At 70.8% G+C, this 15,738-nt stretch carries 17 protein-coding genes; 9 read left to right on the forward strand and 8 right to left on the reverse strand.

Annotated features, from left to right (window positions below):
- Positions 1 to 55 precede the first annotated feature (55 nt).
- From xseA to FHX33_RS08610, 5 genes are read left to right on the forward strand one after another with little or no spacing between them, the layout of a single operon-like run.
- Positions 56 to 1,345, forward strand: a complete 1,290-nt coding sequence (gene xseA / locus FHX33_RS08590; RefSeq protein ID WP_338092007.1) for an exodeoxyribonuclease VII large subunit — start codon at positions 56 to 58, stop codon at positions 1,343 to 1,345.
- Between the two features lie 10 nt (positions 1,346 to 1,355).
- The gene (locus FHX33_RS08595) at positions 1,356 to 1,607 is read left to right on the forward strand and encodes an exodeoxyribonuclease VII small subunit (protein ID WP_039922461.1); all 252 of its coding nucleotides are present in this window, start codon (positions 1,356 to 1,358) and stop codon (positions 1,605 to 1,607) included.
- Positions 1,604 to 2,260: a DUF4245 domain-containing protein gene (locus FHX33_RS08600; protein WP_021763327.1), complete on the forward strand. Its 657-nt coding sequence runs from the start codon at positions 1,604 to 1,606 to the stop codon at positions 2,258 to 2,260. The genes FHX33_RS08595 and FHX33_RS08600 overlap by 4 nt, the downstream gene beginning before the upstream one ends.
- Entirely contained in the window at positions 2,261 to 2,929 is a 669-nt protein-coding gene (locus FHX33_RS08605; protein WP_039922463.1) for a carbonic anhydrase, read from the forward strand.
- A 37-nt stretch (positions 2,930 to 2,966) separates the two neighbouring features.
- The gene (locus FHX33_RS08610) at positions 2,967 to 4,373 is read left to right on the forward strand and encodes a class II fumarate hydratase (protein WP_039922465.1); all 1,407 of its coding nucleotides are present in this window, start codon (positions 2,967 to 2,969) and stop codon (positions 4,371 to 4,373) included.
- A 103-nt stretch (positions 4,374 to 4,476) separates the two neighbouring features.
- On the opposite strand, the gene FHX33_RS08615 is transcribed toward FHX33_RS08610, so the two are convergent.
- The 4 genes from FHX33_RS08615 to FHX33_RS08630 all read right to left on the reverse strand — a co-directional run bounded on the left by FHX33_RS08615 (position 4,477) and on the right by FHX33_RS08630 (position 8,966).
- Positions 4,477 to 5,064, reverse strand: coding sequence for a prepilin peptidase (locus FHX33_RS08615; RefSeq protein WP_021763330.1), 588 nt, complete (start codon positions 5,062 to 5,064; stop codon positions 4,477 to 4,479).
- 102 nt (positions 5,065 to 5,166) lie between these two features.
- Positions 5,167 to 6,510 carry a PhoH family protein gene (locus FHX33_RS08620; RefSeq protein WP_248616263.1) on the reverse strand — a complete coding sequence of 448 codons (1,344 nt, stop codon included), beginning with the start codon at positions 6,508 to 6,510 and terminating at the stop codon, positions 5,167 to 5,169.
- Between the two features lie 229 nt (positions 6,511 to 6,739).
- Positions 6,740 to 7,855, reverse strand: coding sequence for an aminotransferase class V-fold PLP-dependent enzyme (locus FHX33_RS08625; protein WP_021763332.1), 1,116 nt, complete (start codon positions 7,853 to 7,855; stop codon positions 6,740 to 6,742).
- 316 nt (positions 7,856 to 8,171) lie between these two features.
- A complete protein-coding gene (locus FHX33_RS08630) occupies positions 8,172 to 8,966 on the reverse strand; it encodes an isoprenyl transferase (RefSeq protein WP_021763333.1) in 795 nt (264 codons plus the stop codon).
- Positions 8,967 to 9,167: 201 nt separating this feature from the next.
- On the opposite strand from FHX33_RS08630, the gene trhA reads away from it, so the two are divergent.
- Positions 9,168 to 9,857: a PAQR family membrane homeostasis protein TrhA gene (gene trhA, locus FHX33_RS08635; RefSeq protein ID WP_039922470.1), complete on the forward strand. Its 690-nt coding sequence runs from the start codon at positions 9,168 to 9,170 to the stop codon at positions 9,855 to 9,857.
- 37 nt (positions 9,858 to 9,894) lie between these two features.
- Here the strand turns inward: trhA and FHX33_RS08640 are convergent, their stop codons facing one another.
- Positions 9,895 to 10,170: a hypothetical protein gene (locus FHX33_RS08640; protein ID WP_021763335.1), complete on the reverse strand. Its 276-nt coding sequence runs from the start codon at positions 10,168 to 10,170 to the stop codon at positions 9,895 to 9,897.
- A gap of 135 nt (positions 10,171 to 10,305) precedes the next feature.
- Here FHX33_RS08640 and FHX33_RS08645 point away from each other — a divergent pair, with 135 nt between their 5' ends.
- Both FHX33_RS08645 and greA read left to right on the forward strand, forming a co-directional pair.
- Positions 10,306 to 10,701 carry a DUF4307 domain-containing protein gene (locus tag FHX33_RS08645; protein ID WP_248616264.1) on the forward strand — a complete coding sequence of 132 codons (396 nt, stop codon included), beginning with the start codon at positions 10,306 to 10,308 and terminating at the stop codon, positions 10,699 to 10,701.
- 108 nt (positions 10,702 to 10,809) lie between these two features.
- The gene (gene greA, locus FHX33_RS08650; protein ID WP_021763337.1) at positions 10,810 to 11,301 is read left to right on the forward strand and encodes a transcription elongation factor GreA; all 492 of its coding nucleotides are present in this window, start codon (positions 10,810 to 10,812) and stop codon (positions 11,299 to 11,301) included.
- A 67-nt stretch (positions 11,302 to 11,368) separates the two neighbouring features.
- Here greA and FHX33_RS08655 read toward each other — a convergent pair whose 3' ends face one another.
- Positions 11,369 to 11,968 (reverse strand): TetR/AcrR family transcriptional regulator, encoded by a 600-nt coding sequence (locus FHX33_RS08655; protein WP_021763338.1) that lies wholly within the window; start codon positions 11,966 to 11,968, stop codon positions 11,369 to 11,371.
- A gap of 106 nt (positions 11,969 to 12,074) precedes the next feature.
- Here FHX33_RS08655 and FHX33_RS08660 point away from each other — a divergent pair, with 106 nt between their 5' ends.
- On the forward strand, positions 12,075 to 13,037 hold the full coding sequence (locus FHX33_RS08660; protein ID WP_183428351.1) for a zinc-binding dehydrogenase: 963 nt from the start codon (positions 12,075 to 12,077) through the stop codon (positions 13,035 to 13,037).
- A 21-nt stretch (positions 13,038 to 13,058) separates the two neighbouring features.
- Here the strand turns inward: FHX33_RS08660 and ilvA are convergent, their stop codons facing one another.
- Together ilvA and FHX33_RS08670 are read right to left on the reverse strand one after the other, a co-directional pair.
- Positions 13,059 to 14,318, reverse strand: a complete 1,260-nt coding sequence (gene ilvA / locus FHX33_RS08665) for a threonine ammonia-lyase (RefSeq protein ID WP_021765162.1) — start codon at positions 14,316 to 14,318, stop codon at positions 13,059 to 13,061.
- 55 nt (positions 14,319 to 14,373) lie between these two features.
- Positions 14,374 to 15,618, reverse strand: coding sequence for an AI-2E family transporter (locus tag FHX33_RS08670; RefSeq protein WP_021765163.1), 1,245 nt, complete (start codon positions 15,616 to 15,618; stop codon positions 14,374 to 14,376).
- Positions 15,619 to 15,738 lie beyond the last annotated feature (120 nt).

Below are 15,738 nucleotides of genomic sequence, written 5' to 3' on the forward strand. Positions count from 1 at the left end.
TCACCCTTCGATCCTACGGGTGAGCGCTGAGGAACGGATGGGAGGCTCCCGAACGGTGACGGAGACCACGAACGTGCCCACGTTCACGCCCGGGCCGCCGACGCTGGACGCGCCCTGGCCCGTCTCGGTGCTGGCGGGCAAGATCAAGGGCTGGATCGACCGGCTGGGCACGGCCTGGGTCGAAGGAGAGATCACCCAGTGGGGCGTCTCCGGCGGCAACGTCTACGGCAAGCTCAAGGACCTCGAGGGCGACGCCACGATCAGCTTCACGATCTGGTCGTCGGTGAAGGCGCGCATCCCGGCCGACCTCAAGCAGGGCGATCGCGTCATCGCGGCGGTCAAGCCGAACTACTGGGTCAAGGGCGGCACCCTGACCATGCAGGTCTCCGACATGCGCCACGTCGGCATCGGCGACCTCCTCGAGCGTCTCGAGCGCCTGCGTCAGCAGCTGACGGCGGAAGGGCTGTTCGCGCCCGAGCGCAAGAAGCGCCTCCCGTTCCTCCCCCACACCATCGGGCTGGTCACCGGCCGGGACTCCGACGCCGAGAAGGACGTGCTCCGCAACGCGCAGCTGCGCTGGCCGCAGGTGCGCTTCCGCACCGTCTACGCGGCTGTGCAGGGCGAGCGCACGGTTCCCGAGGTCGTCGCCGCCATCCGGACGCTGGATGCCGACCCGGAGGTGGAGGTCATCATCGTCGCGCGCGGCGGCGGCGACTTCCAGAACCTGCTCGGCTTCAGCGACGAGGCCCTCGTGCGCGCCGCGGCGGCCGCGACGACCCCGCTCGTGAGCGCGATCGGGCACGAGGCCGACCGCCCGCTCCTCGACGAGGTCGCCGACCTCCGCGCCTCCACCCCGACGGATGCGGCGAAGCGGGTCGTGCCGGACGTCGCCGAGGAACTCGCCCGCGTGCACCAGGCCCGCGCGCGCATCGGCGCCCGCCTCACGCACATGATCCGCAACGAGGTCGACCGGATCGGCCACCTGCGCAGCCGCCCGGCCCTGGCCTCCTCGACCTGGATCGTGGACTCGCGCGCCCAGGAGCTCACCCGTTACGTGGCGCGCGGCGTCGAGCTGGTCGAACGCGGCGTCGAACGCGAGACCGCGCGGATCGCCGAACTGCGCGGCCACCTGCGCGCCCTCTCCCCCCAGGCGACCCTCGACCGCGGTTACGCGATCGTGCAGAACGGCGAGGGGCACGTCGTCTCGGATCCGACCCAGGCGGCGCCCGGGAGCGCGCTGCGCGTGACCGTCTCGGGCGGCGCGTTCGCCGCGACGGCCGGCGAGGAGCTCCCCTCCCCGGCCCGGTCGGACGCGGACTCAGCGGGCACTCGGCCGGGCAAATAGAATGGATGCCATGCCGACCTCCCAGACCACCTCCGGCGTGGACCCCCTCAGCGATCTCAGCTACGAGGAGGCCCGCGACGAGCTGGTCCGCGTCGTCACGGAACTCGAGCAGGGATCCGCGACGCTCGAGGAGTCGATCGCGCTCTGGGAGCGCGGTGAGGCGCTGGCCCGGCACTGCGAGGAGTGGCTGATCGGAGCGAAGGCCCGCCTGGACGCGGCGCGCGCCGGGTCCGCCGCAGCGGGAGCCGCTGACAGCGAATGAGCCCCCGAGAGAAGCCGCCGGCGGTCGTCGCCGAGCTCGGCCGTCCCGAGACCCCCGAGGAGACCGCCGCCCGCAAGGCGCAGAACTCCGCGAACCACCGCAACCGGCAGACGATCAACAACCTCGTCTACTCGCTGATCGCGACGGTCGCGCTCGTCGTCGTGATCGTGTTGGTCGTCCCGCGCGGCAACCCCACCGCCACGCAGCCTCCCGTCGACTACGCGAGCGTCGCCCAGGAGGCCCAGGGCAGCCAGGCGGATCGCCTCCTCGTGCCCAAGCTCCCCGCCGATTGGAAGTCGAACAGCGCCGAGCTGCGCACCAAGACCGCCGACGGCGTCGACTCCTGGTACATCGGGCTGATCACGCCGAAGGGCGAGTACATCGGCATCACCCAGGGCTTCGACGCCAACGACAGCTGGGTGGCCGACCAGGTGAACAAGTCCCGCATCGCCGGCACGCGCGACATCGATGGCGTCACCTGGGATGTCTACGACAACCGGAAGTCCTCGTCCGACGTCGGCGACGTCGAGTACGGGCTCACCACGAACGCCGGCCACAGTTCCATCGTCGTCGTCGGGACCGCCGACGACGCCGAGTTCCGCACCGTGGCCGCGTCGCTGGCCGACCAGATCACCGCATTGAAAGGCGAATAGATGCCCACGACCCGTCCCGGACGTATCTGGAACGCCATGCTCGCGGGCAACGAGCGCTTCATCGCCGGCGCCCCGCAGCACCCCCGCCAGGATGTCGAGCGCCGCGAGTCCCTCTCGACCGGCCAGACGCCGGTCGCCGCGATCTTCGGCTGCGCCGACTCCCGCCTCGCCGCCGAGATCATCTTCGACATGGGCCTCGGCGACGCCTTCGTCGTGCGCAATGCCGGCCAGGTGGCGTCGGAGTCGGTCATCGGCTCGCTCGAGTACGCCGTCGCCGTGCTGAAGGTGCCGCTGATCCTCGTGCTCGGCCACGACTCGTGCGGCGCGGTCGCGTCGGCCATCGCCTCCCAGGAGCCGGACGCCGAGCCCCTCCCCCCACACATCGCCAACCTGATCGCGCCGATCGTCCCCGCGGTCCACCGGGTCTCCGGCACCCGCGACGACGAGCCCGTGGCGCCCGGCGCCGCCGACCCGATGGAGGTGGGCCGCGAGCATCTGCGCGACACGGTCGCCGAGCTTCTCGCCCGCTCCGAGATCATCAGCACCGCCGTGGCCGAGAACGTCCTCGCCATCGTCGGGGCGAACTACCGTCTTCAGGAAGGTCGGGTCGTCCCCGACATCGTCGTCGGCATGACCGATCCGGTCGCCGAAAAGCAGCCCGAGCGCTGACCGCAGCGTCTTCGGCATCAGAAAGGAAGAACACACCGTGGTGGACACCCAGGCGGACGCCGAGTACCGCATCGAGCACGACACGATGGGCGAGGTCCGCGTTCCCGCGGCCGCGCTCTACAGCGCGCAGACGCAGCGAGCCGTCGAGAACTTCCCCATCTCGGGATCGGTGCTCGAGCCGACCCAGATCGCGGCGCTGGCCCGCATCAAGAAGTCCGCGGCCCTCGCCAACGCGCGCCTCGGCGTCCTCGACCAGGAGATCGCCGACGCCATCGCCGCCGCGGCCGACGAGGTCGTGAGCGGGGCGCACGACGCCGAGTTCCCGATCGACGTCTACCAGACCGGATCGGGCACCTCGTCGAACATGAACATGAACGAGGTCCTGGCGACGCTCGCGTCGCGTCGCCTGGGCAAGCCGGTGCACCCGAACGACCACGTCAACGCGTCGCAGTCGTCGAACGACGTCTTCCCGACCTCGGTGCACATCGCCGTCACCGGCGCGCTCATCGACGACCTCATCCCCGCGCTCGACCACCTTTCTGTCGCGCTGGAGGAGAAGGCCCAGACATGGGCCACCGCGGTCAAGTCGGGTCGCACCCACCTCATGGACGCCACCCCCGTGACCCTCGGCCAGGAGTTCGGCGGCTACGCCGCTCAGATCCGTTACGGCATCGAGCGCGTGCGGTCGGCTCTCCCCCGCGTCGCGGAGGTCCCGCTCGGCGGCACGGCCGTCGGCACCGGCATCAACACGCCGCTCGGCTTCCCGCAGCTGGTCATCGAGCTGCTCACCGCCGAGACCGAGCTGCCGATCACCGAGGCGCGCGACCACTTCGAGGCCCAGGCCAACCGCGACGCGCTGGTGGAGGCGTCGGGCGCGCTGCGCACCATCGCGGTCAGCCTGACCAAGATCTGCAACGACCTGCGCTGGATGGGCTCGGGCCCGAACACCGGTCTCGGCGAGATCCACATCCCCGACCTGCAGCCGGGGTCGTCGATCATGCCCGGCAAGGTCAACCCGGTCATCCCGGAGGCCGTGCTCATGGTCGCCAGCCGGGTCGTCGGCAACGACGCCACTATCGCGTGGAGCGGCGCGTCGGGTCTCTTCGAGCTGAACGTCGCCATCCCGGTGATGGGCACCGCACTGCTCGAGTCGATCCGTCTGCTGACGCAGGCGAGCCGCGTGCTCGCCGACAAGACCGTCGCCGGTCTCGAGGCCAACCTCGACCGCGCCCGCGCGTTCGCCGAGTCGAGCCCGTCCATCGTCACGCCGCTGAACCGCGTGATCGGCTACGAGGCCGCCGCCAAGGTCGCCAAGCACTCGGTCGCCCAGGGCATCACGGTGCGTGAGGCCGTGATCGACCTCGGCTTCGTCGACCGCGGCGAGGTCACGCTGGAGCAGCTGGACACCGCCCTCGACGTGCTCAGCATGACCCACCCGGGCTGAGCCCGCACCGCACCAACCAGTGGTCGCAACACGCCGCGCCCGGCATCTCCGGCGCGGCGTGTTGCGACGACCAGGTCGCCCGCTGCGCTCCCCCTACGGGTCCCTACTGCGCTCCGACCACCACCATCCAGAACGCCCCCAGCATCGCCGGCCCGAAGGCGACCTCCGGCCGGTCGCTCGCCGGTCCTCCGCTCCCCCGGCCCCCACTCTTCCGGCTCCCGCGCCGTACCACCCCCTCGATCACGACGTGCAGCGCCGCCGCGAGGAACACCGCCGCCACCCACAGCAACACCGGCACCGCCGCCCCCAGCGCAATCGCGAGCAATCCGGCGAGCTTCGCATCCCCCATCCCGAGCCCGCCGCTCCACACCAGCAGCAGGAACAGCCCGAGCACGCCCGCTCCCCCGGCGAGCACGACCGTCACCGACGCCAGCGTGTCGTGCCTCGGTGACCCGCGCGCCAACGCATCCCACACGAGCCCGACCGTTGCGAACGCGTATCCCGGAAGCACCAGCGCGTTCGGCAACCGCCGCTCGCGCACATCCGTGACGACCAGCGGCACTGTCACGACGGCCAGATAGATCGCGCCCACCGCGGCCGGACCGGCGCCCCGCACTCCCCACAGCGCGAGGGCCGGCCCAGCCACGGTCACGATCCGGATCAGGACCCGGATCCCTGTGTTTCCCCCCATGCCTCCACGCTAGGAGACTGCCTCTCTGGCGGGAGAAACCCACAGGACATCCGGGAATCCGACGGCCATCCACACGCCGTCACGCGCGGCGTGCGCATCCCGTCACGCGAGCTCGTTGGCCTCCAGCATCTCCGTCACGAGGGCGGCGATGGCCGACCGCTCGGAGCGGGTCAGGGTCACGTGGGCGAACAGCGGGTGCCCCTTCAGCGTCTCGATCACCGAGGCGACGCCGTCGTGGCGGCCCACCCGTAGGTTGTCCCGCTGGGCGACATCGTGGGTGAGGACGACCCGCGAGTTCTGGCCGATGCGGCTGAGGACGGTGAGCAGCACGTTGCGCTCCAGCGACTGCGCCTCGTCGACGATCACGAACGCGTCGTGCAGCGAGCGGCCGCGGATGTGCGTGAGCGGGAGCACCTCCAGGATGCCGCGGTCCAGCACCTCGTCGAGCACGTTCTGCGACACCAGCGCGCCGAGCGTGTCGAAGACCGCCTGACCCCACGGGTTCATCTTCTCGCCCTGGTCGCCGGGCAGGTACCCGAGCTCCTGGCCGCCGACCGCGTACAGCGGCCGGAACACCATGATCTTCTTGTGCTGCTGCCGTTCGAGCACTGCCTCCAGGCCGGCGCACAGGGCAAGGGCCGACTTGCCGGTGCCCGCGCGGCCGCCCAGCGAGAGGATGCCGATCTCCGGGTCGAGCAGCAGGTCGATCGCGAGCCGCTGCTCCGCCGATCGACCGTGCAGCCCGAACACGTCGCGATCGCCGCGGACGAGCTTGACCTCGCCCTTCGCGACCACGCGGCCGAGAGCCGAACCACGGTCCGAGTGGATGACGAGGCCGGTGTTGACGGGGAGGGCGTCGACGAGCGGGGTGCGCATCCCCTCCTCCTCGTAGAGGTCGCTCATCTGATCGCTGCCGAGCGAGATCTCCGCGAGCCCGGTCCAGCCGGAGTCGACGACCTGCTCGTGCCGGTACTCCTCGGCGGCGAGGCCGACCGAGGCGGCCTTGACGCGCAGCGGGAGGTCTTTGGATACGACGGTGACATCGAGGCCGTCGTTCGCCAGGTTGAGGGCGACGGCGAGGATGCGGGAGTCGTTGTCGCCGAGCTGCAGCCCGCTCGGGAGGACCGCCATGCTGGAGTGGTTCAGCTCCACCCGCAGTGAGCCGCCTTCGCCGATCGGGATCGGGAAGTCGAGCCGTTCGTGCTCCACCCGCAGGTCGTCCAGGTTGCGCAGCGCCTGCCGTGCGAAGTACCCGAGTTCCGGGTCGTTCCGCTTGCCCTCCAGCTCGCTGACGACGACCACCGGGATGACGACGGAATGCTCCGCGAACCGGTGGATCGCCTTGGGATCCGACAGGAGGACCGAGGTGTCGAGCACGTACGTGCGCTCGGCCTGCTTCGTTCCGTCGGGTGCCGCCTCGAACTGCCGGGTCTTTGATTCAGCCACGACCACTCCCACCCCGCCGCCCCCGCGAGGGCTGCGGATCAACTTGGCGAGTCGGCCGCTGGGTTCCGAAACGAACTTATGTGGCCGTCTCGACCGGGCGCCATGCCCGATGCCTTGAAACTACGCCGCACCTCCGACACGAAACGCCGCGGCACCCGCGTGTCGTGTTTCCATCAGGTGAACATTCGCCCCCAGTTGTGGAGGCTGGACGCGCGCCGGTGCGCGCGCGTCAGATCGCCGAGGCGTACGAGGTGAGGGCCGCCCGCAGCATCCCGAGCGTCTCCTCGGTGGTCCCGGCATGCACGCTGAACCGCACCGAGGCCTGCCGGACCGACGCACTCACCCCGTGGTTGAACAGGGAGGCGCTGAGCGCGGTCAGCGTCTCCGGCGGCTCGACGACGACGATGCCGGCGCGCTCCGCGGGGTTGCGCGGGGAGGTCACCGGGAGCGCGAACTCGTCGGCCAGGTCGATGACCCGCTCCACGCCGTCGGCGATGGCGTCGTTGATCGCGGGCACGCCCGTCGCGGCGATCTCCTCGAGGGAGGCCGCGAAACGCGCCTGCGCGATGGAATCGGGGTTGGAGATCGAGAAGGCCTTGGCGGCGTGGGCGGGCTCGACGACCTCGTCCCAGGTGAGCCCCTCCGCCGTCCCGGTCCAGCCGCTGAAGACGGGGGTCAGGTGGTCGATCGCCCGCTCGCTGAGCGCGAGGAAGCCGGTCCCCCATCCCGCACGGGCCCATTTCTGGCCGCCGGACAGGACGACGTCGGCGACCTCGTACGGCGCATCCACGACCCCGAAGCCCTGGATGGCGTCGACGATCAGCAGCCGGTCGCCGATGACCTGGCGGATGCCGTCGATGTCGGTCAGGTAGCCGGTGCGCGAGTCCACGAGGCTCACCATCACCGCGCTCGTCGCGGGCGTGATCTGCTCGCGGATCTGCGCGGGCGTGACCCGGCCGTGGTCGGTCTCGAGCCAGGTCGGCGTGATGACGCGCATCGCCTGCGCGGCGCGCACCGCGGCGTAGGTGACCGACGGGAACTCGCCCCGGGAGAGCAGCACCTCGCCGCCCGTGAGACCGAAGGCGGCGTGCATCAGGCCGAGCGACGCGTTCGGCTGGAACGCGATCCGGTCGGCGGGGAAGCCGGTGAGGGCCGAGACGGCGTCGCGGACACGGGCGTCCTCCAGCTGCAGCCGGTCGACGGTCCCGTAGCGCGCCCGGCCCAGGATCTCGTACTGGGCGGAGGCCTCCGTCCGCACCGCTTGCGAGACGGGGCCCACCCGGCCGTAGTCCAGGTATCCCGGCTCCTCGCCGAACCCGCGTGCGAACTCTTCGACAGACGTCATCCGAACCTCCCGTACGATTCTGCCGGTCGGCGGAGCCCCCGGCGAGCCCGGCGGCGGCGCGCCGTCGGCCACGCGGCAAAGCGAGCGGAGGACATCTGGACCTGGTACCCGCCGATCTCCTCCCTACCCGTCCTGTCAGGGCACGACACAGAGGACCTCCTCCTTTCGCCGCACGGCGACCGGCCTGTCGGCAACGGAGGAGTTCGGGCGGGGTGCTCGGCGTGTCGGCAGGGAACGGAGGGGATTCATGCCCGGGACGCACGGAACTCCTCCGCTAGCGGCACGGGCTCGCGGCACGGGCCCGCGTTGCGCCCGCTCAGCCGCCGAAGCGACGCTGACGGCGGGAGTAGTCGCGCACCGCGCGCAGGAAGTCGACCTCGCGCAGGTCCGGCCCGAGGGCCTCCACGAAGTAGAACTCCGAGTGGGCACTCTGCCAGAGCATGAAGTCGCTGAGCCGCTGCTCTCCCGAGGTGCGGATGACGAGGTCGGGATCGGGCTGGCCGCCGGTGTAGAGGTGCTCGCCGATCATGTCCGGGGTCAGGAGGTCGGCAAGGGTCTCGAGGCTGCCCCCGTCCGCGTGGTGCGCGGCGACGATGCTGCGCATCGCGTCGGTGATCTCCTTGCGGCCTCCGTAACCGACGGCGAGGTTGATGTGCATGCCCGTGTTGCCTGCCGTGCGCTGCTCGGCGGCGGCGAGCGCGGCGACGAGCGGCTCCGGGAGGCCGGCCGGCGACCCCACGTGCTGGACGCGCCAGTCGCGGTAGCGGGAGAGGTCGTCGGCGAGTTCGGCGATGATCTCGATGAGGTCCGAGAGCTCGGTGCTCTCGCGGTTCGTGAGGTTGTCGCTCGACAGCAGGTACAGGGTGGCGACCGAGACGCCGAGGTCGTCGCACCACTCGAGGAACTCGCGCATCTTCGCGGCTCCGGCGCGGTGGCCGTGGGCCACGGTGGTGAGCCCGGCCTGGCGCGCCCAGCGCCGATTGCCGTCGATGATCATGGCGACGTGCTTCGGAAGGGCCTGCTCCCCCAGTCCCGCCAGCTCGCGGCGCAGCCGCTTCTGGTAGAGCCCGTAGAGCAGCCCGCTCCCCGGGGCGGTACTGCGTTTGCTCACGGGGATACGTTAGCGCCCCGCACCGGGTGCGACTCTCAGCATCCCGGCACCGGATTCCCCTACGCTTGGGCCATGTCGCCCCGCAACCGCCACGAACCCGAGGACGTCGCCGAGCTGCTGCACGAGCCCGCCTCGTCGCTCGATGCGTCCGACGCGGCCGTTCAAGCGGACGACGCCGCCGCACGCGAGCAGGGACCGGATCTGCCGAACATCCCGTTGCTGGATGCCTCCCCGGCCAATCCGGCCGAGATCAAGCCGACCTGGCGCGGCTGGATCCACGCCGGCACCTTCCCGTTCACCATCGCCGCGGGCATCGTGCTCATCTGCCTCGCGCAGGGGGCACCGGCCAAGTGGGCATCCGCCGTCTTCGTGCTCACATCGATGCTGCTGTTCGGCAACTCGGCCCTGTACCACCGCTTCAACTGGAAGCCGCGCACCAAGGTCGTGCTGAAGCGCATCGACCACGCCAACATCTTCCTGCTGATCGCGGGCACCTACACACCGCTCGCGGTGCTGGCGCTCCCGCCGTCGAAGGGCGTCCTGCTGCTCTGCATCGTCTGGGGCGGCGCGCTGCTCGGCATCGGCTTCCGGGTGTTCTGGATCGGCGCCCCGCGGTGGCTGTACGTGCCGATCTACCTGCTGCTGGGCTGGGCGGCGATGATGTACATCGTCGACCTGGTGGAGGCCAACGTCGCGATGATGGTGCTGGTGCTCGTCGGCGGCGTGTTCTACACGATCGGCGCCGTCATCTACGGAGTGAAGCGGCCGAACCCGTTCCCGGGGAAGTTCGGCTTCCACGAGATCTTCCACACGCTGACCGTGCTGGCGTTCCTCTGCCACTGGACGGCGACGCTGCTCATCGCCCTGCACCCGGCCTACAACGTCGGCTGAGCGGGCGTCGGCTGAGCACGACGTCGGCTGAGCGGGGCTACGCCCGGTCGTCGTCCTCGGCGCCCGGCGCGGCATCCTGCTGCCCGGCCTGCTCGGCGTCGAGCTTCTCCGCGATCTCCGCGCGGTAGCGCACACGGCGGATGCGGCGCACCATGTCGATCACCAGGAGCACGACGGCGACCGCGACGAGGAACGTGACGACGAACCCGACGACGCCCGGAGTGACCTGGTCCTCACTCGGACCGCTCGACGGAGTCGGGGTCGGCGTCGCGGCCAGCCAGACGGAGGCGCGCAGGAGGGCGTCGGCGATCATCGTTCGGGGATCTCTTCTCTCGAGTCGGGAGGAAGCCGCGATTCCCAGCTTCGTCTCCTAGTCTTGACTCAGCCTACCGCCGCCCCGACGGCAGGCCTGAACGTGTACCGAGAGGCGGAACCGGCGAGCATGGCCGTGACGGAGACCATCGATCGCCGCTACGGGCGTACGCCGCAGCGCAAGCGCCGGGACCGCTGGTTGCTCATCGGTGGCGCTGTCGCCGTCCTCGCGGTCGTCGTCGCCTGGGTCTTCTGGGCGGGCTGGGACAACAACCAGTCCGATCTGGAGGCCACCGACACCGCGTACACCATCCCCGACGCGCATCACGTGGACATCAGCTTCACGATCAACGCACCGAAGGGCACGCCCGTGACGTGCGCCATCCAGGCGCTCAACGAAGACTTCGCGATCGTCGGCTGGCGCATCGTCAGCTACCCGGGCTCCGACCTCCGCATCACCCAGCACACGGAGACGATCCGCACCATCCAGCAGAGCAACACAGGTTTGATTAACACCTGCTGGCTGACCTAGCATTCTGTGGATACGCCCCGACCGAGGTCGGGGCGTCTACTTTACCCACCGGCCCCGGCCGGACGATCTGCCCACGCGGCCATCGCCGCGGGCGCAAAGGAGCTCACCATGGCCCAGGAGACCCCGGTCACCTTTCTGACCCAGGACGCCTACGACCGCCTCGCGGCGGAACTCGAGGAGCTCAGCATCAACGGCCGCAACGAGATCGCGAAGCGCATCGAGGCGGCCCGCGAGGAGGGCGACCTCAAGGAGAACGGCGGCTACCACGCCGCGAAGGACGAGCAGGGCAAGATCGAGGCCCGCATCGTGCAGCTGACCAACCTCCTGCGCGCCGCCACCGTCGGCGACGCGCCGGAGAGCCACGGCGTCGTGGAGCCGGGCACGGTCGTGACCGCGACCATCGCGGGCGACGAGAGCGTCTTCCTCATCGGCAACCGCGAGATCGCGGCCGGCAGCGAGCTGCCCGTCTACAGCGAGCAGAGCCCGCTCGGCGCGGCCATCCTCGGCCTCAACATCGGCGAGAAGACGGAGTACACGGCTCCCAACGGCCGTCAGATCGCGGTGGAGATCACCAAGGTCGAGACCTACGCCGGACAGTAACGACGTCTCAGCATCACGACGGGCCCGCGAGAGATCGCGGGCCCGTCGTCGTTGACACCGGGCTCTCTCAGAGTGCGGCCTGCAGTCGCGCACGCGGTGGCAGCGGCCGATGCGCGTCCGAGGCGCGGAACGCGTCGATGGCGAGCGCGGCGAAGCGACGGGCAGCGGCCGTGCGGCCGTCGACCGGAGTGGTCGACAGGGCCCGTCCGGTGAGCAGCACCAGCACGAGATCGTCGATCACGAAGTCGGGCCGCAGGCCTCCCGACGCCTGTGCCCGAGCCGCGAGATCGGAGAGCATCTGGAGCAGAGCGGTCCGGTGGACCGTGAAGCTCTGGTCCGACGGGCTCGCGGAGAGGAACGCCTCCACGAAGCCGTGGTTGCGCCCGTTGAGCACGCTGATGCTCTCGATGACGGTGCAGAAGCCGCGCCACGGATCGGGATCGGCGCAGCCGTCGATCACGATTCCCCGGCACGCGCGGAGCTCTTCCGCGAACGCCTCGTCGACCAGGATCTGCTTGGTCGGGAACCGCCGGTAGAGGGTGGCCGGGCCGACGCCGGCGTGCCGGGCGACCTCCCGCATCGTGACGTCGATGCCGCGCTCGGCGAAGAGCCGGCGGGCCGCCTCCAGCATCCGGTCGCGGTTGTCCTGGGCATCGGCTCGGAGCATCTGAGGCAATCGTCCCGTCCTCGTTCTCACTTCGGGTAAGTGGACGGGGGCGTCCACTACCGTGGCCCTCAGTATCGCAGAGCGCGAGCAGGACGAGGAGACCACGATGAGAGCAGTGTCCATCCGCCGATTCGGAGACCCGAGCGGGATGGAGGTGGTCGAGGCACCGTCGCCGGTCGCCGCTCCCGGGCAGGTCGTCATCCGCACCGAGGCCATCGGTGTCGGCGGGGTGGATGCGGTGATCCGGCGGGGCACGCTCGGCGGGTTCGGTTTCCAAGAGGGCCTGATCCCCGGGAGCGAGGTCGCCGGGGTCGTGACCGCGACGGGCGACGGCGTCGACGCATCGTGGATCGGCCGGCGCGTCTGGGCGTTCACGGGGACGGGAGGAGGCTACGTCGAGGAGGCCGCCGCGCAGGTCGCCGACCTGGTCGCGCTGCCCGGTGAGCTGACGTCGATCGACGCGGTCACCGTCGGCAGCGCCGCCCCGGTGGCGCACTTCGCGCTCGCCCACGCGCACCTGGCGGCCGGCGAGTCCGTGCTCGTCCGCGGCGCCGCCGGCAGCATCGGGATCGCCGCCGTGGAGCTCGCGGCGCGCGCCGGCGCCGGACCGATCGCCGTCACCGCGTCCTCTCCCGCGCGCGGACAGCGGTTGCGCGAGTTCGGAGCGACCCACGTGCTCGACCGCAGCGGCGCGGGCGATCCCACCGCCCCCGAGAGCGTCGACGTGATCATCGACATCGTGGGCGGTGCGGATCTCCCCGGCTTCCTCGACCGGCTCGCCCCCAACGGCCGTCTGGTGCTCGTCGGGGCTGTCGCGGGCTTTCCGCCCGCCGACTTCGGCGCGCACCTGCTGCGGGCGTTCCAGCAGTCGCGCTCGTTCGCGACGTTCAGCCTCGACTCGGTGCCGCGGGATGCGCTGCGCGCCGCGCGCACGGAGCTCTTCGCGGCGGCTACGCGGGGCGACCTGCACGCCGTGGTCGAAGCGGTGCTCCCCCTCGATCAGGCGGCGGAGGCCCATCGACTGATGGACGCCGGCCGGGTGTTCGGGCGGATCGTGCTGACGCCCTGACGACGGGCCGTCAGCGACCGGCTACTCGTAGTCGACGACGGCGTCGTAGCCCGCGGTGCGGAGCGCCTCGATGACCTGCTGCCGGTGCTCGGTGCCGCGGGTCTCGACGCTCACGTCGAGCCCCACCTGGCTGATCTGCAGGCCGCGGCCGTGACGGGTGTGCAGCACCTCGACCACGTTGGCGTTGACGCCGGCGAGGATCTCGGCGATGCGGGCGAGCTGACCGGGACGGTCGGGCATCATGATCGAGAGCTTGAGGTAGCGGTCGGAGGCGGCGAGGCCGTGCCCGATGACGCGCTGCATCAGCAGCGGGTCGATGTTGCCGCCCGACAGGATGGCGACCGTGGTGCCGTCGGCGGCGACCTTGTCGGCGAGGATGGCCGCGACCGCGGCCGCTCCGGCCGGCTCCACGACGAGCTTGGCGCGCTCGAGCAGCACCAGCATCGCGCGGGCGATGTCGTCCTCGGTGACGGTGACGACCTCGTCGACCGCGTCGCGGATGATCGAGAAGTTCAGGAGGCCTGGCTTGCTGACCGCGATGCCGTCGGCGATCGTCGGCACCAGCGAGATCTCGGTGGGCTCGCCGGCGGCGAGTGAGACCGGGTAGGCCGCCGCATTCGCCGCCTGCACGCCGATCACCCGGATCGAGCGCCCCTCGAGCTGCGCGCGCTGCTTGACCGCGCTCGCGACACCGGAGATGAGGCCGCCGCCACCGATCGGGATGACGATGGTCGTCACCTCCGGGGCCTCGTCGAGGATCTCGAGGCCCAGCGTTCCCTGCCCGGCGACCACGTCGCGGTGGTCGAACGGCGGGATCAGCACGGCGCCGGTCTCGGCGGCGAAGTCGGCCGCGGCGCGCAGGGTCTCGTCGACGATGCTGCCGCTCAGCACCACGTCGGCGCCGTACGCGCGCGTAGCCTGGAACTTGGGGATGGCGACGCCGACCGGCATGAAGATCGTCGCGTGGATGCCGAGCTCGCGGGCGGCGAAGGCGACGCCCTGCGCGTGGTTGCCGGCCGAGGCGGCGACGACGCCGCGGGCGCGTTCCTCGGCGTCGAGCTTCGACAGCCGGTTGTAGGCGCCGCGGATCTTGTACGACCCGGTGCGCTGGAGGTTCTCGCACTTGAGCAGCACGGGCGCGCCGAGCACGTCGGTCAGATAGCGCGAGCTCTCCATCGGAGTGGGCTGGGCCACGCGCGACACGATGGCGCGCGCGGCTTCGATCTCGTCCAGGCCGGGGCCGGCGAAGGGAGTGCGCGTGGAGTCGGTCACGGTAGCCACTCGCACAGCCTACTCGCCGCCATATTCCGTGCCGTGTATGCGGTCGCGACGACCATCAGACCCGGGGGCGGCGCACCGCGCGCGGGACGGTCTCCCAGATGGCGCCCGCCGGCGGGCTGAACGCGACCTGCTCCTTCCCGCGCCACGTCCCGCTGGAGATGTAGTGCACCATCACGTTCAGCACCGCGACGAACGGCACGGCGAAGAGAGCGCCCGGGATGCCGGCGAGCAGCGACCCTACCGCCACCGCCAGGACTACTGCGAGCGGGTGGACCTTGACCGCGGTGCCCATGATGAGCGGCTGCAGCACGTGCCCCTCCACCTGCTGCACGAGCAGGACGACGCCGAGCATGATGAGCGCGAAGACCCAGCCCTTGAACACCAGCGCGATGAAGACGGCGAGGGCGCCCGTGACCACCGCGCCGACGATCGGGATGAACGACCCGAGGAAGACGAGCACGCTGATCGGGATGACCAGCGGCAGACCGAGGAAGAACGCGCCGAGGCCGATGCCCAGGGCGTCGATCGAGGCGACGAGGATCTGCACCTTGGCGAAGTTGCGGAGCGTCACCCAGCCCGCCTGCCCGGCGCCGTCGATCGCGGCGCGGGCGTTGCGCGGGAAGATGCGCACGATCCAGCCCCAGATGCTCTTGCCGTCGATCAGGATGAACAGCACGCTGAAGATCGTCAGCAGGGCGCCGGCCAGCACGTGGCCCACCGTCGAGCCCAGGGAGAGCGCGCCCGAGATGAAGACCTGGCTGTCCTCCTGGATGGAGGTCCAGAGCGACTGGAAGGCGCCGTTGATCTGGTCCTCGCTGAGGCCGAGGGGGCCGGTCGTGAGCCAGGAGCGGAACTGGTCGAATGCCGCGACCGACTGGGTCTGGAGCTCGTGGCTCTCGCGGCTGACCTGCCAGATCGCGAGGTAGAGCAGGCCGCCGACCACCACCACGAGCGCGATGAGCGCCGTGACGATCGCGAGCCAGCGCGGCCAGCCGTGACGGTGCAGGAGGTCTTTGAACGGCACGAGCAGCGCGGCCAGGAGCACGGCGATCAGCACCGGGATGACGATCAGGCGGAGCTGGACGATCAGGAAGACCACGACAGCGATGACCGCGCCGATGACCAGGAGCCGCCACGACCAGGCACCCGCCAGGCGCACTCCGCGGGGAAGCGACGCGTCGACCGGCTCGAGCCCGTCGAGGGACTCCCCGAGCTCGCGGCGTCGGCGCAGGAACCACGATCGCGCGGGTGCGCGGTTCTCGCCAGCGGGCGGGGGGACGGGGGTCTCGCTGTCGGCCATGCCCGTCAGTCTAGGCGGGCTCCTCGCGCTTCCTCAGGGTGCTCTCAGGAGGCGTCGATGAAGTCACAGGGAGCACCCAGGATGGTCGCTCCCCTCCCGCGAGATGACTGGGGCTGCGGT

This window comes from Leifsonia aquatica (assembly GCF_014190775.1).
GTDB lineage: Bacteria > Actinomycetota > Actinomycetes > Actinomycetales > Microbacteriaceae > Leifsonia > Leifsonia aquatica.